This is a genomic window from Rudaea sp. (assembly GCF_047601565.1).
Taxonomy (GTDB): domain Bacteria; phylum Pseudomonadota; class Gammaproteobacteria; order Xanthomonadales; family Rhodanobacteraceae; genus Rudaea.
This window is the reverse complement of the sequence record NZ_JASGIY010000001.1, coordinates 1750595-1770674: the sequence shown is the minus strand read 5'-3', so window position 1 is coordinate 1770674 and position 20080 is coordinate 1750595. Positions and strand designations below refer to the sequence as shown.

12 protein-coding genes are annotated in these 20080 nt (G+C 65.3%); 4 read left to right on the top strand and 8 right to left on the bottom strand.

Going from position 1 to position 20080, the window contains the following annotated elements:
* Nucleotides 1-20 precede the first annotated feature (20 nt).
* Nucleotides 21-1010 carry a FecR family protein gene (locus tag QM741_RS07620; protein ID WP_415207115.1) on the bottom strand — a complete coding sequence of 330 codons (990 nt, stop codon included), beginning with the start codon at nt 1008-1010 and terminating at the stop codon, nt 21-23.
* Nucleotides 1011-1035: 25 nt separating this feature from the next.
* Entirely contained in the window at nt 1036-1575 is a 540-nt protein-coding gene (locus QM741_RS07615; protein ID WP_415209091.1) for an RNA polymerase sigma factor, read from the bottom strand.
* Nucleotides 1576-1844: 269 nt separating this feature from the next.
* Between QM741_RS07615 and groES the strand changes: the two genes are divergently transcribed.
* On the top strand, nt 1845-2135 hold the full coding sequence (gene groES / locus QM741_RS07610) for a co-chaperone GroES (RefSeq protein WP_395644183.1): 291 nt from the start codon (nt 1845-1847) through the stop codon (nt 2133-2135).
* A gap of 54 nt (nt 2136-2189) precedes the next feature.
* A complete protein-coding gene (gene groL / locus QM741_RS07605; RefSeq protein ID WP_415207114.1) occupies nt 2190-3839 on the top strand; it encodes a chaperonin GroEL in 1650 nt (549 codons plus the stop codon).
* Nucleotides 3840-3919: 80 nt separating this feature from the next.
* Here the strand turns inward: groL and QM741_RS07600 are convergent, their stop codons facing one another.
* The 5 genes from QM741_RS07600 to QM741_RS07580 all read right to left on the bottom strand — a co-directional run bounded on the left by QM741_RS07600 (nt 3920) and on the right by QM741_RS07580 (nt 16505).
* Nucleotides 3920-7693 carry a choice-of-anchor Q domain-containing protein gene (locus QM741_RS07600; RefSeq protein WP_415207113.1) on the bottom strand — a complete coding sequence of 1258 codons (3774 nt, stop codon included), beginning with the start codon at nt 7691-7693 and terminating at the stop codon, nt 3920-3922.
* Nucleotides 7694-7742: 49 nt separating this feature from the next.
* Entirely contained in the window at nt 7743-11144 is a 3402-nt protein-coding gene (locus tag QM741_RS07595; RefSeq protein ID WP_415207112.1) for a choice-of-anchor Q domain-containing protein, read from the bottom strand.
* Between the two features lie 517 nt (nt 11145-11661).
* The gene (locus QM741_RS07590; protein ID WP_415207111.1) at nt 11662-14526 is read right to left on the bottom strand and encodes a protein kinase domain-containing protein; all 2865 of its coding nucleotides are present in this window, start codon (nt 14524-14526) and stop codon (nt 11662-11664) included.
* Nucleotides 14527-14612: 86 nt separating this feature from the next.
* On the bottom strand, nt 14613-15161 hold the full coding sequence (locus QM741_RS07585; RefSeq protein WP_415207110.1) for an ECF-type sigma factor: 549 nt from the start codon (nt 15159-15161) through the stop codon (nt 14613-14615).
* A 138-nt stretch (nt 15162-15299) separates the two neighbouring features.
* Nucleotides 15300-16505 (bottom strand): fatty acid desaturase, encoded by a 1206-nt coding sequence (locus tag QM741_RS07580; RefSeq protein ID WP_415207109.1) that lies wholly within the window; start codon nt 16503-16505, stop codon nt 15300-15302.
* A gap of 327 nt (nt 16506-16832) precedes the next feature.
* Between QM741_RS07580 and QM741_RS07575 the strand changes: the two genes are divergently transcribed.
* On the top strand, nt 16833-17894 hold the full coding sequence (locus tag QM741_RS07575; protein WP_415207108.1) for an IS110 family transposase: 1062 nt from the start codon (nt 16833-16835) through the stop codon (nt 17892-17894).
* A gap of 593 nt (nt 17895-18487) precedes the next feature.
* Here QM741_RS07575 and cutA read toward each other — a convergent pair.
* Entirely contained in the window at nt 18488-18649 is a 162-nt protein-coding gene (gene cutA / locus QM741_RS07570) for a divalent cation tolerance protein CutA (protein ID WP_415209090.1), read from the bottom strand.
* Nucleotides 18650-18861: 212 nt separating this feature from the next.
* Here cutA and QM741_RS07565 point away from each other — a divergent pair, with 212 nt between their 5' ends.
* A complete protein-coding gene (locus QM741_RS07565) occupies nt 18862-19878 on the top strand; it encodes an IS110 family transposase (protein ID WP_415205730.1) in 1017 nt (338 codons plus the stop codon).
* Nucleotides 19879-20080: the final 202 nt, after the last annotated feature.

Below are 20080 nucleotides of genomic sequence, written 5' to 3'. Positions count from 1 at the left end.
GCCCGACATGACGCACTGCGTCAGCGACGTGCGTGCAGATGCGTTTCGCCGGCCACGGTCGTTTCGGCGCGGACAGGGAATGCGCTTTGCAACGCGCGCACGAACGCCTGCGCGTTGCCTATGTGGAAGTCCCCGCTGATCTGCAGCGCTTCCAGCGAACGGTCGGCGATGACGATGCGGTCCTTGTCGTAACGATTGATCTTCGCCACGGCATCGCGCAGCGGCGTGGCGAGGAAGACGAGATGGCCGCTGGTCCATTCCGTCACGCTTGCCAGATTGGAAACCGTTTGCTTGCGCCAGGTGCTGGCGTTTGAGATAAGCTGATCGCCCGGCGTGAGCTCGACCACGCTCGTGTCGCCGCCGCGCGTGACTTCCGCCAGCCCGCTGATCAGCGTGACCTGCGTCGAGCCGGTATCGTTGTGGATGTCGAAACTCGTGCCGATGTCGGTCACGATGAGGCCGTCGGTGCGTACGTGGAATGGACGCTCGGCTTCGTGCGCAACGTCGAACAAGGCCTCTCCGCGCAGCAATTCGACCTCGCGCGAGTTCGGATCCATGCGCACGCGAATGCGCGTGTCGGTGTTCAGGGTCAGGTGCGAACCGTCTTCCAGCGCGAGCACGTGTTGTTCGCCGGGAGCCGTTGCGTATTCCTTCGCTACCTGTCGGACCGGTTCGGATGGCCGATATCGCGTAGCAAGCACCAGGCACGCGGCCAAGACTGCGGCGGACAGGCCGGCGACCCAGCCGGGAAAGCGGCGTTTCGCAGGAGTTTCGCCGGCGCAAGCCTCGGTGCGCCAGCGCGCGATTTCAGGATCGTCCGCGAGCGGGCCGAGATCGTCCCAAAGCATTTGCGTGCGCAGATAGGCCGCGGAGTGTTCGGGCGAGGCATTGATCCACGCCTCGCAGTCACGCCGCTCCTCGACGGAAAAGTCGGGCGCGCGCCGACGCGCGAACCAGTGTTCGGCCCGTTCGCGGACCGCTTCGGTTTTCGCTGTCGCACGCGAGTTCATCGTTGGATACAACGCATTCGGCCGCTTAATCCCCTAATGCGCGCCGGCAAGCCGCCAGCGCGTGCGCGATCTGATTTTCCACCGTACGCGGCGAAGTGCCGAAACGCTGCGCGATGTCCCGGTAGCTCAGTCCCTCAAAACGATGCAGCAGAAACGCGTCGCGGCAACGCGGCGGCAGGCCGCGAATGGCCACCAGGATCAAGGCCAGATTCTGGCGGCCGATCTGCACCTGCTCGGGCTGTCCGTCGGCGGTCGGCAGTTCCACGACATCGAGCGGACAATGGTCCGCGCAGCGATGCGATTCGGTGCGACGATGGCGATCGGCCATCACGTTAGCGGCGATGCGATAGAGCAAAGCGCGCAAGTCATTGCCGCCCACGCTGCCCCGATAACGCAATGCACGCAGGCAGCTCTCCTGCACCACGTCGTCGACCCCATCCACGGCGCCTAATTGTCCGCACACGTAATGACGCAACGACGGCGTCAACGTCGCCAAACTGTGCGCAAACGCGTCGTCGGCTTCGGGCGCGGCGGAGCTCATGCCGCCAGGAAAGGAAGAAATCACGGTCAAGGATAGCAGCCGGACGATCGATGGTACCGATGTCATCAATCTCGGAATTTGAAGTCAAGTGCGGTCGCAGCAATTCGCCTGAGCACAGGTTGGCGCACAGGTATACCGGCGACTCTTGAAATCGTATTGCCGAGGCATATATCTCTTCGCGCGGCGAAACGTTTACACCGGGGTTGTTTTGTCGCTAAACTTGGCACTCGGCGTCCAGGAGTGCTAACAATCCGGACAAATTCCCAGTTTTTCAATCAGTTGAGGATACGCTTATGAAGCTTCGTCCATTGCATGATCGCGTGATCATCAAGCGCCTGGAGGCCGAGACCAAATCGGCCGGCGGCATCGTCATTCCCGACACCGCGACCGAAAAGCCGATCAAGGGCGAGGTCATCGCGGTCGGCGCGGGCAAGATTCTCGACGACGGCAAGGTTCGCCCGCTCGCGGTCAAGGCCGGCGACAAGGTGCTGTTCGGCAAGTATTCGGGCACCGAGGTGAAGGTCGACGGCGAAGAGCTGCTCGTGATGCGCGAGGAAGACCTCGTGGCAGTGATTGAGGGTTGATCGGCCGGCGCCGATCCCCGACAGACAAATCCAGATTTCCTGAGGAACTAGACAATGGCAGCTAAAGAAATCCGTTTCGGTGAAGACGCCCGCGCCCGCATCCTGCGCGGCGTGAACACCCTGGCCAACGCGGTCAAGGCCACCCTCGGCCCGAAGGGCCGCAACGTCGTGCTCGACAAGAGCTTCGGCGCGCCGACGATCACCAAGGACGGCGTGTCCGTCGCCAAGGAGATCGAACTCGCCGACAAGTTCGAGAACATGGGCGCCCAGATGGTCAAGGAAGTCGCTTCCAAGACCTCCGACGTCGCCGGTGACGGCACCACCACCGCGACCGTGCTCGCCCAGGCGCTGATCCGCGAAGGCTTGAAAGCCGTCGCCGCCGGCATGAACCCGATGGACTTGAAGCGCGGCATCGACAAGGCCGTCGTCGGCGCCGTCGCCGAGCTGAAGAACCTGTCCAAGCCGTCGGCCGACAACAAGTCGATCGCCCAGGTCGGCACGATCTCGGCGAACGGCGACACGCACATCGGCGACATCATCGCCGAGGCGATGAACAAGGTCGGCAAGGAAGGCGTGATCACGGTCGAGGAAGGCTCGGGCCTCGAGAACGAGCTGGATGTCGTCGAGGGCATGCAGTTCGACCGCGGCTATCTGTCGCCGTACTTTATCAACAACCAGCAGTCGCAGCAGGTCGAACTCGAAGATCCGTACATCCTGCTGCACGACAAGAAGATCTCGAACGTGCGCGAGCTGCTGCCCGTGCTCGAAGGCGTGGCCAAGGCCGGCAAGCCGCTGCTGATCGTGGCGGAAGAAGTCGAAGGCGAAGCGCTGGCGACCCTCGTCGTCAACACGATTCGCGGCATCGTCAAGGTCGCGGCCGTGAAGGCGCCGGGCTTCGGCGACCGCCGCAAGGCGATGCTCGAAGACATGGCCATCCTCACCGGCGGCCAGGTCATCAGCGAGGAAGTCGGCCTCTCGCTCGAGAAGGCGACGCTCAAGGATCTCGGCCGCGCGAAGAAGATCGTCTCCTCGAAGGAGAACACGACGATCATCGACGGCGCGGGCGACGCCAAGGCGATCGAATCGCGCATCGCGCAGATCAAGACGCAGATCGAGGAGACCACTTCCGACTACGACCGCGAGAAGCTGCAGGAGCGCGTGGCCAAGCTGGCCGGCGGCGTGGCGGTGATCAAGGTCGGCGCCGCGACCGAAGTCGAGATGAAGGAAAAGAAGGCCCGCGTCGAAGACGCCCTTCACGCCACGCGTGCGGCGGTGGAAGAAGGCGTGGTGCCGGGCGGCGGCGTGGCCCTCGTGCGCGCGCTCGACGCGATCAAGAAGCTCAAGGGCGACAACGAGGACCAGAACCACGGCATCCTCATCGCCAAGCGCGCGATGGAAGCGCCGCTGCGCGAGATCGTCACCAACGCCGGCGAAGAAGCCTCCGTGATCCTCAACAAGGTCGCCGCGGGCAAGGGCAACTACGGCTACAACGCCGCCAACGGCGAGTACGGCGACATGGTCGAGTTCGGCATTCTTGATCCGACCAAGGTCACCCGCACCGCGCTGCAGAACGCCGCGTCGATCGCCGGCCTCGTCATCACGACGGAAGCCATGGTCGCCGAGGCGCCGAAGAAGGACGAAGGCCATGCCCACGGCGCACCGGGCGGCGGCATGGGTGGCATGGGCGGCGGGATGGATTTCTAAGTCGCGCCGACTTTTGGAGTATCACGAGAAACCCCGCTTTTGCGGGGTTTCTTTTTGCCCGAGCACAATCCTTCGAGACATCAACCGCGCAAACCTCGCCTCAGCCCAATCGCACAGACCAGCAGCATCAACAATCCCATCCCCCACCAACTCGCGGCCGGCGCCGATACCGTGGTGGTATCTCCGCCGTTTCCACCGCCGGTCGTCACGAGCAACTGCATCGTGCCACTCGACCCCGCGTAGTTCGCATCGCCGCTGTAGACCGCGGTCAAAACATGCGTACCGGCCGTGGCGAAACTCAGTGCACAACTGCCGCTGCCGTTGCTGATAGTGGCCGTGCAGACATTCGCGCCTTCGCTTACCGTCGCCGTCCCGGTCGGAATCGGCGTCGCCTGCGGAGCGGCACCCGCAAGCAAGGCGGTCGCGCTTGGCGCATGCGTGCTCAGCCCATTGACCAGAACCTGGACGGTGACGTTCTGGCCGACCGTCGCCGGATTCGGATTCGCGACGAGGCTGGTCGCACTCTGCAACCGCGTCGCCGCGGCCGAGCAGCTCGCGGTCGCACCGCCGTTGCTGCCGGAGCACGTCCAGGTCCATGGTCCGTCGCCCGCGACCACGCTCGGTGTACCCGCGCTGCATAGATTCGTCGGCGTCGAAGCAAGCGTCTTGCCGTCGTCGCTGCCGCAGACGCCGTCGACCGGCGTCGCCGCCGGAACGAAAGTCGCTATCACGGTGCAGTCGGCCGTCACCGCCGCGGTGGTGTATACATTTACACTCAGGCTGCCGCCGCAGGTGCCGCCGACCGCGCCGATCGCGTAGTTCGCATCGGGTGTCAGGGTGAAGCTGGCGGTGGCGCCGTCGTTGACCGTTTGCGCCACGGCTGGACTGATCGCGCCGCTGCCGCCGGCCGACGGCGTGACCGTCCAGGTCGTCGCGGTGGTGCCGTATCGCGCCATGCAGGCGGCCGTCGTGCCGCTGCCCTGGCCGCCGCACGACCAGGTCCAGGGGCCGTTGCCGAGCAGGATGCTTGGCGTGCCGGTCGTGCACAGTTGCGTCGGCGATGCGGAAATCGTGTGGCCGTCGTCGGGGCCGCAGGCGCCATCGACGGGCGGTATCGCCTGCGAGAACGTGACGAACACCTGACAGTAATATCCGTCAAACGGACCTGGGGCACTGAGGGGTTCGGTCGTGTAGACGTTGCCGGCGAGGTTGCCGCCGCAACCCGTCGCGCCGGCCACCTGGTAGCCCTCGTCCGGCACGAAGGTCAGCACGGCCGGAACGCCGGCAAGAAAATTCTGGTTCTCGCCTCCCTGCGTGTGACCGTGCGAGGGCGGCTGTTGCGTCGGGTTTTGACCGTCGAACACGCCCACCGGCCAATACTGCGGCGCGGCGCTGGAACATTGTGCGGTGGTTCCGCCGTTGACGCCGGAGCAGGTCCACGTCCACGGGCCGGTGCCTGCCGGCGCACTGGTCACGCCTGCATTGCAAGTGAGTGCGGGGGGCGTGAACATCGTCTGGCCGTCGTCCGCGCCGCAGGCGCCGTTCACGCGCGTGTTCGCGTATTCGACGATCAGCGTACACACGCCAATGTCGTGGTACGGGCCTTGATCGGACTCCATCGGTATCGACGTGAACACGTTGCCCGCGAGCGTGCCGCCTCCGCAACCGCTGATGCGCGAAACCACGTAGCCCGAGTCGGGCGTGATCGTCATCGAATACACCATGCCGACGAATCCGTCGATCGGGCCAAAGGTGACGCCGGGCGATATGCTGTAACAGAGGATCGGAGCCGCGACGCAATCCGAGCCGACGACGTGAGCGTTTGTGAGAGTGCCGTGGCTGCCGTTGACAATGCTGGCATGCAGGTTCAGCTTGTGCAGCGAGCAGCTCGCGTCCGTGCCGCCGCCTTGACCCAGGCATTGCCACGCGATGGCGGGGTCGCTTCCGTAACCCGTGGCTGAGTAAACCACATTCGCAACCGGGCCCGTTGCGCACATCTGGTTGTGGTTCAGAGCCAGGATGTATGGCGGGCCGCTTATCGCGGCGCCGATCGGGCTCACCTGAACGTAGCAGGCGCCATTGATGGGAACGATCGCCTGCGCTTCGAAAGCGCCGATATCCTGCCCGCTGTAGTTGCGGTTGAACGGTTGTCCGCGCTGGTCCCAAGACAGGCTCAGCTCGGAGTTTGCCGCGCCGATGGCGCAAGAACCCGGCGCCAGTGCGTGAGTCAACGTGCCACCGCCGTTGTCGGCAAGCGGACCCAGTTGTGGATTGCAGCTCAGATCGTGCGTGCCGGCAGGCACGATACGCGAGCCGTGGGTGCCGACCAGCGTGTAGTCCGCGTAGAGCAGACCGTTCAACGCTGGCGCCGCGATGGTGTCGACATCGAAGCCACCCGTGTTGCCGTAGATCAGTGTCGAATCGGCGACCGCGATGTTGGTGCCCACGTACAGACCGGCGCCCAAGCCGCCCGCGGCTATCGTGTTGGCGGAAAGGGTGACGGAGTAGAACAGCAGCGTCTCTTTGCTCGAGGCGTTTGTCTTCGCCAAGGCAACGCCGCCGCCGATGCCGTCGGCGGCGGTGACGTGATTGCCGCTGATGGTCGTGTTGTAGATGGACATATCCAGCTGCGGCACCGTGGGCGTCAGGGCGGATTGGCTGATCGCGCCATCGCCGTAAATCCCGCCGCCGCCCTCGACCGCGGTATTGGCGTCGATCAGCAACTGGTTCAGTGCGATTTCGCTGCCGCCCTGATAGTGGATGCCGCCGCCGAATCGTCCGGCCGAGTTGCCGCTGATGCGCACGGGCAAGTACGTGCTGGAAGCATCGCTTGCCGTGTAGGGCAATGGCAGATTGATATTCACATGCGAAGTATTCACGCTGCCGTTGAACACGCCGCCGCCATCGGAGGTGTCCGACGTCGCCGCATTGCCGATGACCTGGCTCGCGTTGTTCAAATAGAAAAAGTTTTGGCCGGCACGATGTTCGATATGGATGCCGCCGCCGCTCGACCCGGCGCCCTGCACCTGGTTGTTGCTGACCGTGGTGTGTTCCAGATCCATGTAGGTGTTCGTGTAGATGCCACCGCCGCCCGAGTTGGCGCCGGTGGTGATGTTCGAGTCGATCGTCGCGTGATCGATCACGACGTTGCCCGCAGTGCCGTTCGCGCACACGCCGGCGCCGGACGCATTGGTGCCGCTCAAGCGGTTGCCGCTGACGGTGGTGTACGCGATCGTGGAGTTCTGACCGCCCTGCAGCGCGATGCCGCCGCCGCAGACGTTGTTGCCCGTGGCCGTGCTGTCGCGCACGATGCTGTCGGCAAGAGTCAGCGCCATGCCCGGATCGGACGGCGAAAAGCGAATGCCCGCACCCGAGCCGACATCGCCGTCAAGACGCAGGTGGCCGTTGGCGAGTGCGATGCCTTTGAGCGTCAGTGTGGCGGTGGCGTCGATCAGGCGGAAATCCGGGACGATCGGGCCGCTGCCGCGCTCGATCGTCACCACGGGCACGCCGGAGTTCTCCACCGCACCGCCGTCTATCGTGAGCGGCGCGGTGACGATCAGTGCGCTGGTATCGAACAGCGAACCGGGTATGGTCAGCACGATGTGATCGATGCCCGGCGCGAAGACGATCGTGTCGGCGCCCGCGCCCGGCGCGCAGGTCGAACCGGGCGCGGCCTGATCGGTATCGGCCGAGACGACCGCGTCCTGCAGCGTGCAGGCGCCGAACACGCTGCCGCTCGATGCGTCGTCGACGGTGATGATGGCCGACTGGGCCGCCGGCATCCCGCACGCGCACGCGATCAGGACGAATGCGGCGCCGGCACGAAAAACGAACCCGGATGTTTTGCGCATGGATGCCTCCTCTTTTTCGGCAACGCGATCGGCGGAAAAAATCGCGGCGTCAGCGCCGCGCAATACGGCGCGCCCCGCAACGAAACGCGACGAGCAGGATCAGCGATCCAAGCAACACCAATGCCCAGCAACTCAGTGATGGCGCCGCGACGGCCGCCGGCGTGGCGCCAGCGGCGACGACGAGTTGCGCGGTACCGCTCGACCCCACGTAGTTCGCATCGCCGCTGTAGACCGCGGTCAAAACATGCGTACCGGCCGTGGCGAAACTCAGTGCACAACTGCCGCTGCCGTTGCTGATAGTGGCCGTGCAGACATTCGCGCCTTCGCTTACCGTCGCCGTCCCGGTCGGAATCGGCGTCGCCTGCGGAGCGGCACCCGCAAGCAAGGCGGTCGCGCTTGGCGCATGCGTGCTCAGCCCATTGACCAGAACCTGGACGGTGACGTTCTGGCCGACCGTCGCCGGATTCGGATTCGCGACGAGGCTGGTCGCACTCTGCAACCGCGTCGCCGCGGCCGAGCAGCTCGCGGTCGCACCGCCGTTGCTGCCGGAGCACGTCCAGGTCCATGGTCCGTCGCCCGCGACCACGCTCGGTGTACCCGCGCTGCATAGATTCGTCGGCGTCGAAGCAAGCGTCTTGCCGTCGTCGCTGCCGCAGACGCCGTCGACCGGCGTCGCCGCGTTGGTCACGGTGATCGTCACGAAGGCCGGCACCGACGTGCCGTTGGCGTCGCTGACGGTAAAGGTGAACGAATCGTCGCCGGTGTAGCTGGCCGGCGCGGTGTAGGTGGCGAGGTTGCCGGACAGGACTACGCTGCCGTGCGCTGGCGGCGTGGCGATCGCGTAGGCGAACGTCCACGGGCCGCCCGCATTGGGATCGCTGCCGGCGAGCGCGATCGGCGTGACGCTGCCGGCGACGACGGTGAGGTTCTGCGGAATCGCGACCGGCGGCGCGGCCTGGGCGAAGCTCACGTCCACCTCGCAGTCGGCGGCGAGCGCGGCGGTGGTGTATACATTTCCACTCAGGCCGCCGTCGCAGCCCGTGGTGGTGACGCTCGCGATCGCGTAGCCGCTGTCCGGCGTCAGCACGAGGTCGACGATGGGCGCATCCGGCTCGCTCGAATAGACCGCGGGGCAGCCACCGATGTCCTCGAAAGTGCAGTTGGCGATGCCGCCGCTCAGAACTGCGGGCGGCACATTCTCGTCGACGCGGCCGTGCTCGCCGACGACGACGCTGAGCTTGACCTGCTTCACCTCGACCGCGCCGATGTCGCAATGCGCGCCCTGCGGCGTGGCGACGCCGCGCTGATCGGCGGACGTGCAGATGTCGCCGCCGCTGTCGATCGCCGCGCTGCCGGCGAGTGGCAGCATCGTCGGCGTCCAACCGCCGTTGTCCTGCAGCGGGCCAAGCTTCGGGTCGGCATCGAGATTGTCGCCGTCGTCGGTGCCGAACGATGCGTCCCAGCTCGCGCTGCCGCCCGAGCCCTGCACGATGCTGTAGGAGAAATGCGCCTTGCTGGATGGGCCGCGCTCGATCTCCGCGCCGGTGGGAGCGGTATCGCCCCAGAGTATCGTGTCGACGAAATGGATATCGACGTTGCTGTCGTTCGTGTTGAACACCACGCCGCCGCCGACTGCGGCGGAGTTGCCGTTGAATGTCGCATTGGCGAAATAGACGCTTGCGATGCCGCCGCTGTATGCGCTGTTGTAGATGACGCCGCCGTAGTAGTCGGCGCTGTTGCCGCTGAAGGTGACGTCGACGAACGCGGGCTCCGCGGTCTCGTCGCTGTTGCCGGGTTGCAGGAAGATCGCGCCGCCCCATCCGGCGTGGTTGCCGCGGAACGTCGTATTGGAAACAGTCGGACTGCTGGCTCTGATCAGAAGCATGGCGCCGCCGGTGTCGCCGAGGTTGCCGGAAAAAACGAGGTTGGCGAGCGTCGGGTTGCACGTGACGGCGTCCTGGCCACCCGCGCAGATGAAGCCGCCGCCGTCCTCCGACGTGACGCCGCCGCCGGTAATCGTGAAGCCGTCGAGCACGGTGTCGGGGCCAATGGCGCCGAGCGCGGTCGTGGCGAACATCACGACGACGTGCCAGCTGTTGTGGCCGGCGATGTCGGTATACGCAAGGTCGATCTGGTCGCCGCCGGCGTGCGCGTCGTTGCCGTCGATGTCGCCCGAGAGCACGGTCGGGTTCTGTTTCGCGTCGCGCGCGTCGCGCGTGGTCTCGTTGCCGGCGAAGCCGCCGTAGACGGCCACGCCCGGATGGATGTCGAAGTAGATCGTCGGGTCGCTGGTCGAAGTCGGTTTGTAGACGCCCTTCGCAACCCAGATTTCCGCGCAGCCGGAATCCTGCAGCGCCCATTGCAGGTCGGTGTAGGCGTTGGCCCACGAACTGCCGTCGCGCGCGCCCGTCGCGTCGGCCTTGACGTAGCAACGGCTGCCGGCGGCGTGCGCATCGACGAACAGCGAGATCGAAGCCGACGACGGCGCAATCACGCCGTAGCTGGTGCTGTCGGGCTGGAACACGACCGTGATGCTGTGTGGCCCCGGCGTCGCGAAGGTCAGTTCGCAACTGCCTGCGTAGGTCGCGAGCGTGGCGGTCGGGCAGAACGTCGCCGGATCGGCATCGTCGTGCACCGACACCGTGCCGGAGACGAGCGGGAAGGCGGGGCCGGGAACGTCGAAACTCACGGTCACGGGGCTGCCCGCGACGGGCGCGGCCGGCGTCAGCGCGATGTTCGCCACCGCCGTCTCCACGGTGGGGCAGCCCGCCGACCACAGATCGCCGGCGCTGCCGTGCGTGGCGACGTCCCAGGCCTCGTCGTTCGCGCTTTCGGAACTGCCGGCGGGAGTGAACCGGTTCGGACAGAGCCGGCTGCCGTGCGCTGCCAAACTCGTCGGCGCGGTCGGTGCCGGCCCGCCGAAGGCGTTGCCGTCGAGATAGACGCTGACGAGGTTCGGCGGAAACGTGGCGGCGCTCATGCTGCCGCTCAGCGCGTTGTCGCCCACATCGAAGGTGAGCAGGGAGGTCAAGCCGCCCATCGGCGGCAGCGAACCGGTCAGGTGGTTGTGGTAGACGCTGAATCGTTGCAGCGAAGCCAGTCCGTCGAGCGCGGGAATCGAGCCGGTCAGCTCGTTCTCGTCGAAATAGAATTCCTGCAGCGCCGCCAGCGCGCCGAGGGCGGGAATCGGGCCGTGCAGATCGTTGGCATAGAGCGCAAGGATTTGCACGGCGGACAGCGCCGACAGGTCCGGCAGCGAGCCGGTGAGCTGATTGTTCTGCAGGTTGATTTCCGTGACGTGACCGTTTCCGGCGTCGCAAACGACGCCGTACCAGGTGCATTCGGTGCCGGCCGCGCCGTTCCAGTGGGTGCTGTCGCTCCAGCCGGCGCCGCTGGTCGAGGTGTACAGGTCGATCAATGCCTGGCGTTCGCTCGCGGGAATCGCGGCCACGGCGCCGTGCGCGAAAAGAACGGCGGCGAATGGGAGAAGCGAGGAAAAAAAGCGGCGTGAAATTCGGGCAGGCATCGTCATCGACTCCGGGGCGGTCCGGTTTCGATCAACACCGAAACGACCCGGTTTGTGACATGTGCGCCGTCCGAAACATCGAACGCCGTCATTCCGGCAAAAGCCGTAGGGGCGCGATTCATCGCGCCCGGCTCTCGCCTTCTCGAATTCGCCGGGGGAAAGCGAAAGGCGCTGGATTCCCGCCTGCGCGGGAATGACGAGCAAAGGCGGCTTTCGCGGGAATGACGGACAAAGAAACGTGCCACACCGTCATTCCGGCAGGGACTGCCGGAATCCAGTCACAGGGATGTGAACCTCACGGATACCGGTACGTTGCCATCCTTGGCACTGGATTCCGGCAGTCCCTGCCGGAATGACGGTGCTTGGGTGCAACTGGATTCCCCTCAGCCCGCTGTCGCGGGCTTCGACCCTGCCGGAATGACGTCACTCGTTTGCCAAAGCCTCAATGATCGACGGTGCCGCGCGCCACTGCGGCCGCGTCTTCGGGCGCGAGCAACGCGGGCGGCACGTTCAGCGCGCGCGCTTCGGCGATCATGGCGGCCGCGCTCGCCGCGTCGCCACCGGCCGCTTCGATTCGCGCGCGCTGGATCAGCAACGCCGCCCGCCACGAGTGCGCATCGGGCGCCGCCTTGACGACGAGTTCATGAGCGCGGGTCGCGTCGGCGAGCGCCTCCTCGCGACGACCCAACGCGGCGAGCGCCAACGCACGCGCCTCCCGCACTCTTGCCTCGGCGCCCTGCGAGGAAGCCGAAGCAACGAGCCCGGCAAGAACGGACAATGCCCGGTCACCGATGGCCAGCCCGTTTCGCGCATCGTGACGCGTGACGGCGATGTGCGCGGCGAGAGCGAGGGCACGCGCGGTCATGAGGTCGTCGCCGCCGCTCCGCCGTTGCAATTCCGCAAGGGTCGCCGTGATCTGCGCCGCAGCTTCGTCCGCATTGCCATTTTCCATCAACGTGCGTGCGAGGTGCATGCGTGTGAAAGCGAGATCGTTTTCCTGCTGGCCCGCATCTGCGACGTGCGCAAGATAAAGCGCCAGCGCTTCGCGCAGATGTTTCTCCGCTTCGCCGAATTGCCGCTGCGCGGCTTCCAGTGTGCCTAGCGAGTCGAGCGTGCTCGCGGTATGCAGGTTGTCCGCGCCGAACACTTCACGATTGATCGCCAGCGCTTCACCGAGAGGCGCTTTCGCTTCGGCGAAACGCTCCTGGTTGGTCAGGAAAATCGCGAGCGCTTCGAGTGCGCTGGCCAGCCGATCGTTCGCATGCCCGGCGTAGATGCGCCGGCGCAGATCAATGTTTTCGCGGAATAATCTCTCGGCACCGGAAAGATCGCCGATGCGCTCCTTCGCTACTGCCATGCTGCCGAGCACCTGGACGAAGTCGGCATCGGGCGGCACGTCCAGCGCGCGCCAGCGCGCCGCCACGGGTTCGAGCACGGCAAGTCCTTCTTCCGAGCGTCCGAGCAATACGTCGATCTGGCCGGGAAACGACTCGGCCTTCACCGCATCCAGCGAATCGGCCGGCAGAATGCGCCGCGCCTTGGCCGCCGCCTCCTTTGACAACTCGAGCGCACGATCCGCGTTGCCGGCGAACATCCGGGTGAGCGCGTAAAGCATCAGACCTTCGACTGCGGTCTGCGAATCGGTGGCGCGCAATCGCGGCAGAACGGCGGCGATCAACGCATCGGCCTGCGCGTTGCGGTCGGTGGCCTGCAGCAAGTTGCCCTTCTGCACGGCCAAGTCCAGACGCTGCGGCGCGGCGCGCGACAAGCCAGCCTCATCCTGCCGCTTTGCCGCGTCATCAAGCAGCGTCTCAGCTTGCTTGTAGTCGCCCATCAATCGGCTCACCGTGCCAAGCGTGAGCAACAGATCAGCGCGCAGCTCAGGAGCAACGGATGCGTCCTCGCGAGCGCGCTTGCTCGCCTCTGCCACAAGTACTTCGGGCGTCGGACGCTGATTCGTCGGCAGATTGGCTTTGGCCGCGTCGAACAACTGCATGAGAAAATCGCGTACCGCGTTCGCGCGCGCCGCTTCGCGATGCGCGGCGCGCGCCTGCCACAAGGCCGTGCCGAGCGCGGCGAGCAGGGCGACGGTGAGGACGGCCGTGAGCGTCACGCCGCCGCGATGGCGCCGCACGAACTTGCGCGTGCGATACCAGCGCGTCGGCGGATGGGCTGCGACGGGGCGGCCGTCGAGATGGCGTTCGATGTCGTCGGCGAACGCGCCGGCCGAGGCGTAGCGCCGCGCCGGTTCGTTTTCCAGCGCCTTGAGCAGGATGTTGTCGACGTCGCCGCGCAGCGCGCGGCGCAAGTGCTGCTTCGACGAAACCAGCGACGTGGCCGATGCCGCCGCGTCGCCGTTCGCGGGCAGGCTTTGCCCGGCCAGCGACGACGGTCGCAGCGGTTCGCCGTCGGCGTCGAATTCCGGTCTCGATCCGAGCAGCAGTTCGTGCAGCAGCACGCCGAGGCCGTAGACGTCGGTCGCGGTCGTGATCGCGCCGCCTTTGGCCTGTTCCGGCGCGGCATAACCCGGCGTGTAGAAACCGAGCGTGCGCGTGGCCTCTTCGCCGTCGTCCTCGATCAGCTTGGCGACGCCGAAATCGAGCAGCTTGGGTTCGCCGCCCGCGGTGACGAGGATGTTCGAGGGCTTGATGTCGCGATGCACGACGAGGCTGCGGTGCGCCACCTCGACGGCGCGGCACACCTGCGCGAACAGGCGCAGGCGCTGCGTCAGGTCGAGCCCGCGTTCGTGCGCGTGGCGCGTGATGGCGACGCCGTCGACGAATTCCATGACGAGGAACGGCACGCCGGCGTCGGTGACGCCGCCGTCGATCAGGCGCGCGATGTGCGGATGGTCGAGGCCCGCGAGCACCTGGCGTTCGCGCTGGAACAGACGCTGTTCGAGTTTGGAATACAGGCCGCGGCGCAACAGCTTGATCGCGACCTGCTGGCTGAAATCCACGCCGGCGCGCTCGGCCAGAAACACGGCGGCCATGCCGCCTTGGCCGAGTTCGCGCACGAGGCGCCAGCCGCCGATCTGTCGGCCGAGGTAATCCTCGGCTTGCAGTTCGGCGACGCCGATGCGCGCATCGAGTTCGCACACGGGCGTATCGAGAATGCCGCCGTCGTCATCGGCGGCGAGCAGGCAGCGCAAGGCATCACGGTCGCCCGCATCGGCGACGTGCTCCGCTATCCACGCCTCGCGTGCGGCGGGCGCAAGTCGCACCGCAGCGTCGAACCATTCGCACAAACGGTTGAACGTGTTGTCTGGATCGATCGAAAAATCCGGTTCGGAATCGTCGGCCTGCATCGCGGTTGGCTCTCCGCCTCGCTCGCCTCGTCGGCATCGGGAATCGTCTCGTATCCTAAAACACGCTTCGGCGCTCGTTTGTGACATCAGCCCAAGCGCTGATGGATGAACGCGCAGGCGAAACGCCAGTCGCGATCGACCGTGCGCCGGGTGATGCCTAGCGCGCTCGCGGTTTCCTCCAGTTGCAGGCCGGCGAAGTAGCGCAGTTCGACCACGCGCGCGGCGCGCGCGTTGGCCTGCTCCAGTTGCGCCAGCGCCTGATCCAGCGCCAGCGCCTTCTCCGCGCTCGCCACCGCCAGGCGTTCGTCGCCGCCGGTCAGGGTGATGCGCAGCCAGTCGCCGCCGGCGCGCTGGCGCAGGCGGTCGCGGGCATGGTTGACGAGCAGGTTGCGCATCGCGCTCGCGGCGTAGGCGAAGAACTGCGCGGGATGGGCGAACTCGAGCTCGCGGTTCGCGCTGAGGCGCAGATACAGTTCGTGCACGAGTGCGGTGGTGTCCAGCGTGGCGCCGGCACGGCGCTGTGCGAGTTGGCGGCTGGCCATCGCCTTGAGCCGCGCATAGACCTCATCGAACAGCGCATCGGCGTTCTGCGGGCGCGCGCCCACGGCGTCTTCGACCTCGATCGGCTTGGACATCGGCATGGGCTCCGGCACAAAGATCGACTGGCTGTGTCCGCCATCGCGGAAAGCATAGCCGCGGCGTCGCAGCGAAGGCAAAGGCAAAACAAAACCCGCCGCGGCGGGTTTCGTTGGTTGTCTATGGCAGTGAAGCGATCAGGCCCGCATTGGCGCCAGCGCATACCCGCGCAGGCGCGCGGCGAACGCGGCGAGCGTCTGGATGCCGCTGGCCTCGGCTTCGCGGCACCATTCGATCAGGGCCGCCTTCATCGCCTCGGCGCCGCCGCTGTTGCGTTCGAGCACGGCGGCGAGGCGCGCGCGGAAGTCGCACACCGTACGCAGGGTCGGGCGGTTCTCGAGCAGCGCCTGCATCTTCTGCCGCGAATGCTCGTCGAGCCAACGGCCGCCGTTGCCGAGCGCGCGGCGCAGAGCGCGCGGGACCGCCTTGAGGTTGGCGCCGGCCTGGGCGGCGTCCTCGCGCAGCGTCGGCACGATCACGCCGCGGAAGTAGTCGCTCATGACCTCGAACTTGTGCGAGACCAGCGCCTTGATCGTCTCCGCATCGGGCAGTTGCATGTTCGGGCGCACGTCGAGCGTCGGTGCGACGCGCAGCACCTTGGCAAGGCCGAGCGCGCGCAGCGCGCAGATGATGGCCCAGCCGATGTCGACCTCGAATTTGCGCAGCGCGAACTTGGCCGAACTCGGGAACGCGTGATGGTTGTTGTGCAGTTCCTCGCCGCCGATCCACACGCCCCACGGCGACAGGTTCGTCGCCATGTCCGCGGTCTCGAAATTGCGGTAGCCCCACCAGTGGCCGAGGCCGTTGACGACGCCGGCGGCCCAGAACGGAATCCAGATCATCTGCAGCGCGGAAATCGCCACGCCCCAGATGCCGAACAGCAGGATGTTGACGACGAAAGTCAGGGTCGGGCCCCAGTACGCGTGCGGCGTGTAGAGATGGCGTTCGATCCAGTCGTCCGGGCAGCCCTTGCCGTATTTTTCCAGCGTTTCCCGATTGAACGACTCGACGCGGTACAGGTCGACGCCTTTCCACAGCACCGTGTTGACGCCGAAGATCTTCGGGCTGTGCGGGTCTTCCTCGGTTTCGCACTTGGCGTGGTGCTTGCGGTGCACCGCGACCCACTCGCGCGTGACCATGCCGGTCGACAGCCACGACCAGAAGCGCAACGCGTGCGCGACGAGCGGATGGAAATCCACGCCGCGATGGCAGGCGCTGCGGTGCAGGTACAAGGTCACCGCCAAGATCGTCAGCTGGGTGACGATGAGGAAGTAGACCACCTTGAACAGCCAGCCTGCATGCAACAGGCCGCCATTGAGAAAATCCAGAACCGTATCAAACATATGCTTCTCTTCAGACCCCACCCCTAACGAATGTGTGACTATACGGCAGGCGCGAAGTTCGCGCCAGTGAAGCCCTTCGCGTCCGGCGAATTTGAGCTACGTCGTGAACCGCTGACGCTTCTCCATAGCGGCGGCACAAAGCCCAGCGCGTACCGGATTCAAGACGACATACCTCGACACTTCGAGCAGACACGCATCGCGATCCACCAACACGGCTTTGTAGCGGCCCTGCAGCAAAGAGAAAAGGTCAGGTCTAAGGGATGACTCGCCGCGGCGCATGCTATTGGCCAGCGCCGTCCTCTTGCGGCGATGGCAACGGAGCCTCTCATGAACACCCAGACCTATTCTTGCATCGGCATCGATATTGGCAAAACGAATTTCCACGTGATCGGATTGGGCGCTGATGGCGCCGTGAGCGTGCGTAGCAAGCATCATCGAGGCGGTGTGGTTGCGGCGTTGGTGAAGCTGGATGCGCAATGTTTCGCGATGGAGGCCTGCGGCGGCGCTCACGACTTGGCGCGTCGGCTCCGGGGGTTGGGTCGCGAAGTACGCTTGTTGGTTCCTGCCGATGTGCGCGCGTTTGTGCGCACGCAGAAGAACGACTACAACGATGCGCAAGCCATCGCAGAGGCGGCCTTGCGACCGACGGTGCGCACGGTGCCGATCAAAAGCGTCGAGCAACAAGATGTGCAGTTGCTGCATCGTGCACGGCAGCGGCTGGTGCGCCAGCGCACCGCACTGATCAACCAAATTCGGGCTATGCTGCTGGAAGCGGGGCTTACCGCGGGCAAGGGCCGCAAGGTACTCAGGCGGGCATTGCCGATCCTGCTGGAGGATCCCGGCAACGACTTGTCGGCACGGCGGCGCGCCTTGCTGGCCAGTTGGCGTGAGGAGTGGCAGTCCATCGAAAAGACGATTGCGCAATTGGAGAGTGAATTGCACAACGAGGCGCGCAACGACCCTCGGTGCGCCCGGTTGATGACCATTCCCGGCGTTGGCGTATTGATCGCCACGGCGCTGGTGGCAGCCATCGGCGATGCCAGTGAGTTCCGCCACGGACGCGATCTGGCGGCATGGCTGGGCTTGGTCCCGCGTCAGCACAGCACCGGTGGCAGAGCGCGTCTGCTGTCGATCAGCAAGCAGGGCAACACGTACCTGCGCTGGCTGTTCGTTCACGGCGCGCGCTCGGCGCGCGAACACCTGGATCGCAGCCAGCACGAATGGGGGCCGTGGCTGGACGAATTGGAGCAGCGTCTGCACCCGAACAAGGCGACCGTAGCGCTCGCCAACAAACTGGCGAGGATTGCCTGGGCTGTGCTCCGCCACGGCGTCGTGTATCGAGAGATCGACCCGAGACAGAAAGGCTTATCGAGCAGTGCGAGCGGCTGAGAAGCATCCATGGCGGCAACGCGCATCGCGCGTCGCGGACACTCTGAGCAAAACAACGATCTTCGAGATCGAGCGTCTTGTTAGAACCGCGGCGGGCGACTTCACCATGATGGCTATCGGCAAACCCGATAAGACCGGCTAGATTGACGCAACGCGTTTTCCGTCGAACTGCGATGGCTCAAAGTCATCAAGTGTCTCATTGTGGACAGATACCCTCCGCAGTGCCGGGTCCGTCCGGCGAACCAAAACGCGGACCTCCTGTCCTGTAGACGGCCGCTTCGCGGCCTCTTGCGTTGAAGCGGCGAGTCATAGATTGCGTTGAAGCGGCGAGTCATAGATGTTTTGCAACAAGCTTTATTGCTCGCGTGTGAGGGACGGATGTTGCAAAACAAGACCTGACCCTTCTCTCTCGACGATGCCGGCCCCTTGAATAAAGATTCAGGTTCAGTTCGCCGGCTGGGGCCGGCGGGAGTCCGATGCTGTATTGCGCGGCTCGCCCGACATCGCCGGAAGCATGAAAGCCGCGTTCACGTGTGGCGAGCATGCTGTACAGTTCGCGCGACGAGGAAGCAGGATGCAGGAACCGATCGGGCTCAGGTCACGGCATCCCGCGTCTGCGCCTCGATCCACGCGAGATACGGCGCAAGTGCCGCCGCGATGTCGAGCGCGACCACTTCCGGCAACTCGTACGGATGCAGCGCGACGATGCGCTCGCGCAGCGCGTCGAAGCGCTCGCGCGTGGTCTTGATGACCAGCAGCTGTTCCTCGTCGCGGTGGAGAAGGCGTTGCCAGCGGTAGGTCGAAATGAGGCCGGAGTGCCATTCGTGTCAGAGGCACTTTCTGAGGCTCTTTGCTGATGGCTGCGCCAAATAAGTGAACCTGAAGACTCATGTCGCCGCCGCCTGCGCGTGGCGGTATGTTCGGACTTGCGAAGTTCTGAACATCCCCCCCGCGACAGGAGGCAGCCATGTCACTTTACGCAGCCATCGATCTGCATTCCAGCAATAGCGTGCTGGCCGTGATCGACGAAACCGATCGGCCCTTGCGGCAATGCCGCTTACCCAATGAATTGCCGGCAATCCTCAAAACGCTGGAGCCTTTTCGAGAGGAGATTGCCGGTCTGGTTGTCGAATCGACCTACAACTGGTATTGGCTCGTCGATGGCCTGAAGGATCATGGCTATCGTGTGCACTTGGCCAACACCGCGGCCGTGCCGCAGTACGACGGACTCAAGTACAGCGGTGACGAATCCGATGCCCGGCACTTGGCGCATCTGTTGCGTCTGGGGATTCTGCCCGAAGGGTATATCTACCCGCGCGATCAGCGTGCGATTCGCGACCTGCTGCGTCGCCGCTTCCAGTTGGTGCGCATGGCCGTCGGTCTGATGTTGTCGGTGCAATCGAGCTGGGCCAGACATACCGGACAGCGCATCTCGGCCAATGCGGTGCGCCAGCTCTCGGGCGAAGTCATCGAGCGGGCCTTGCCCGATCCGTCGGTGCGCTATGGCGTGCTGGCTCAGTTGCAGGTCTGGTTGCACGTGGAAGAGCAGATTCGGCAGGTGGAAAAGTGGGTCCTCGCCTCGCCCGTCCGCCATAGCGAACAGCGCGTATTGCGTTCGATACCGGGCGTCGGTTCGATTCTGTCCATGACGATCGCGCTGGAAACCGGAGACGTCGCGCGCTTCGCCGAGGTGGGCGACTATGCTTCGTATTGCCGCATGGTCAAGAGTGAGCGCATTTCCAACGGCAAGAAGAAAGGCCACGGCAACCGCAAGTGCGGCAATCGCTACCTGGCTTGGGCATGGATCGAAGCGGCGAACTTTGCCACGCGATTCAGCCCGCCCATCCAGCGCTGGTTCGATCGCAAGGCCAGTCGATGCCATAAGGTCGTCGCCCGCAAGGCCGTAGCGCACAAGCTCGCACGAGCCGGCTACTTCCTGATGCGCGACGGCGGCCGCTTCGACGTGCAGCGCGCGTTCGGATGATCCGATCATGCCGGCGGCGATCCGCTCGCAACGGGGTTGGCGTCCAGCCCGGACTCTGAATAGCGATCCTCGCCGGCGCCCGTGTTGGAGGAAACCGCCCATCGTCCGAGCCCTCTTGGGTTGATCCCCTTCGGGTGAGATCAGGCATCTGTGCGCCGCATCGCGGGCACCTGGACGGCACGATGGCAACCGACGAGTGTTT

What these genes read in the sequence shown, in the direction of transcription:
- QM741_RS07600 (WP_415207113.1), bottom strand. Translation starts at nt 7,693, where the DNA reads ATGCGCAAAACATCCGGGTTCGTTTTTCGTGCCGGCGCCGCATTCGTC.
- QM741_RS07620 (WP_415207115.1), bottom strand. Translation starts at nt 1,010, where the DNA reads ATGAACTCGCGTGCGACAGCGAAAACCGAAGCGGTCCGCGAACGGGCC.
- QM741_RS07575 (WP_415207108.1), top strand. Translation starts at nt 16,833, where the DNA reads ATGAACACCCAGACCTATTCTTGCATCGGCATCGATATTGGCAAAACG.
- QM741_RS07585 (WP_415207110.1), bottom strand. Translation starts at nt 15,161, where the DNA reads ATGTCCAAGCCGATCGAGGTCGAAGACGCCGTGGGCGCGCGCCCGCAG.
- groL (WP_415207114.1), top strand. Translation starts at nt 2,190, where the DNA reads ATGGCAGCTAAAGAAATCCGTTTCGGTGAAGACGCCCGCGCCCGCATC.
- QM741_RS07580 (WP_415207109.1), bottom strand. Translation starts at nt 16,505, where the DNA reads ATGTTTGATACGGTTCTGGATTTTCTCAATGGCGGCCTGTTGCATGCA.
- QM741_RS07565 (WP_415205730.1), top strand. Translation starts at nt 18,862, where the DNA reads ATGTCACTTTACGCAGCCATCGATCTGCATTCCAGCAATAGCGTGCTG.
- groES (WP_395644183.1), top strand. Translation starts at nt 1,845, where the DNA reads ATGAAGCTTCGTCCATTGCATGATCGCGTGATCATCAAGCGCCTGGAG.
- QM741_RS07590 (WP_415207111.1), bottom strand. Translation starts at nt 14,526, where the DNA reads ATGCAGGCCGACGATTCCGAACCGGATTTTTCGATCGATCCAGACAAC.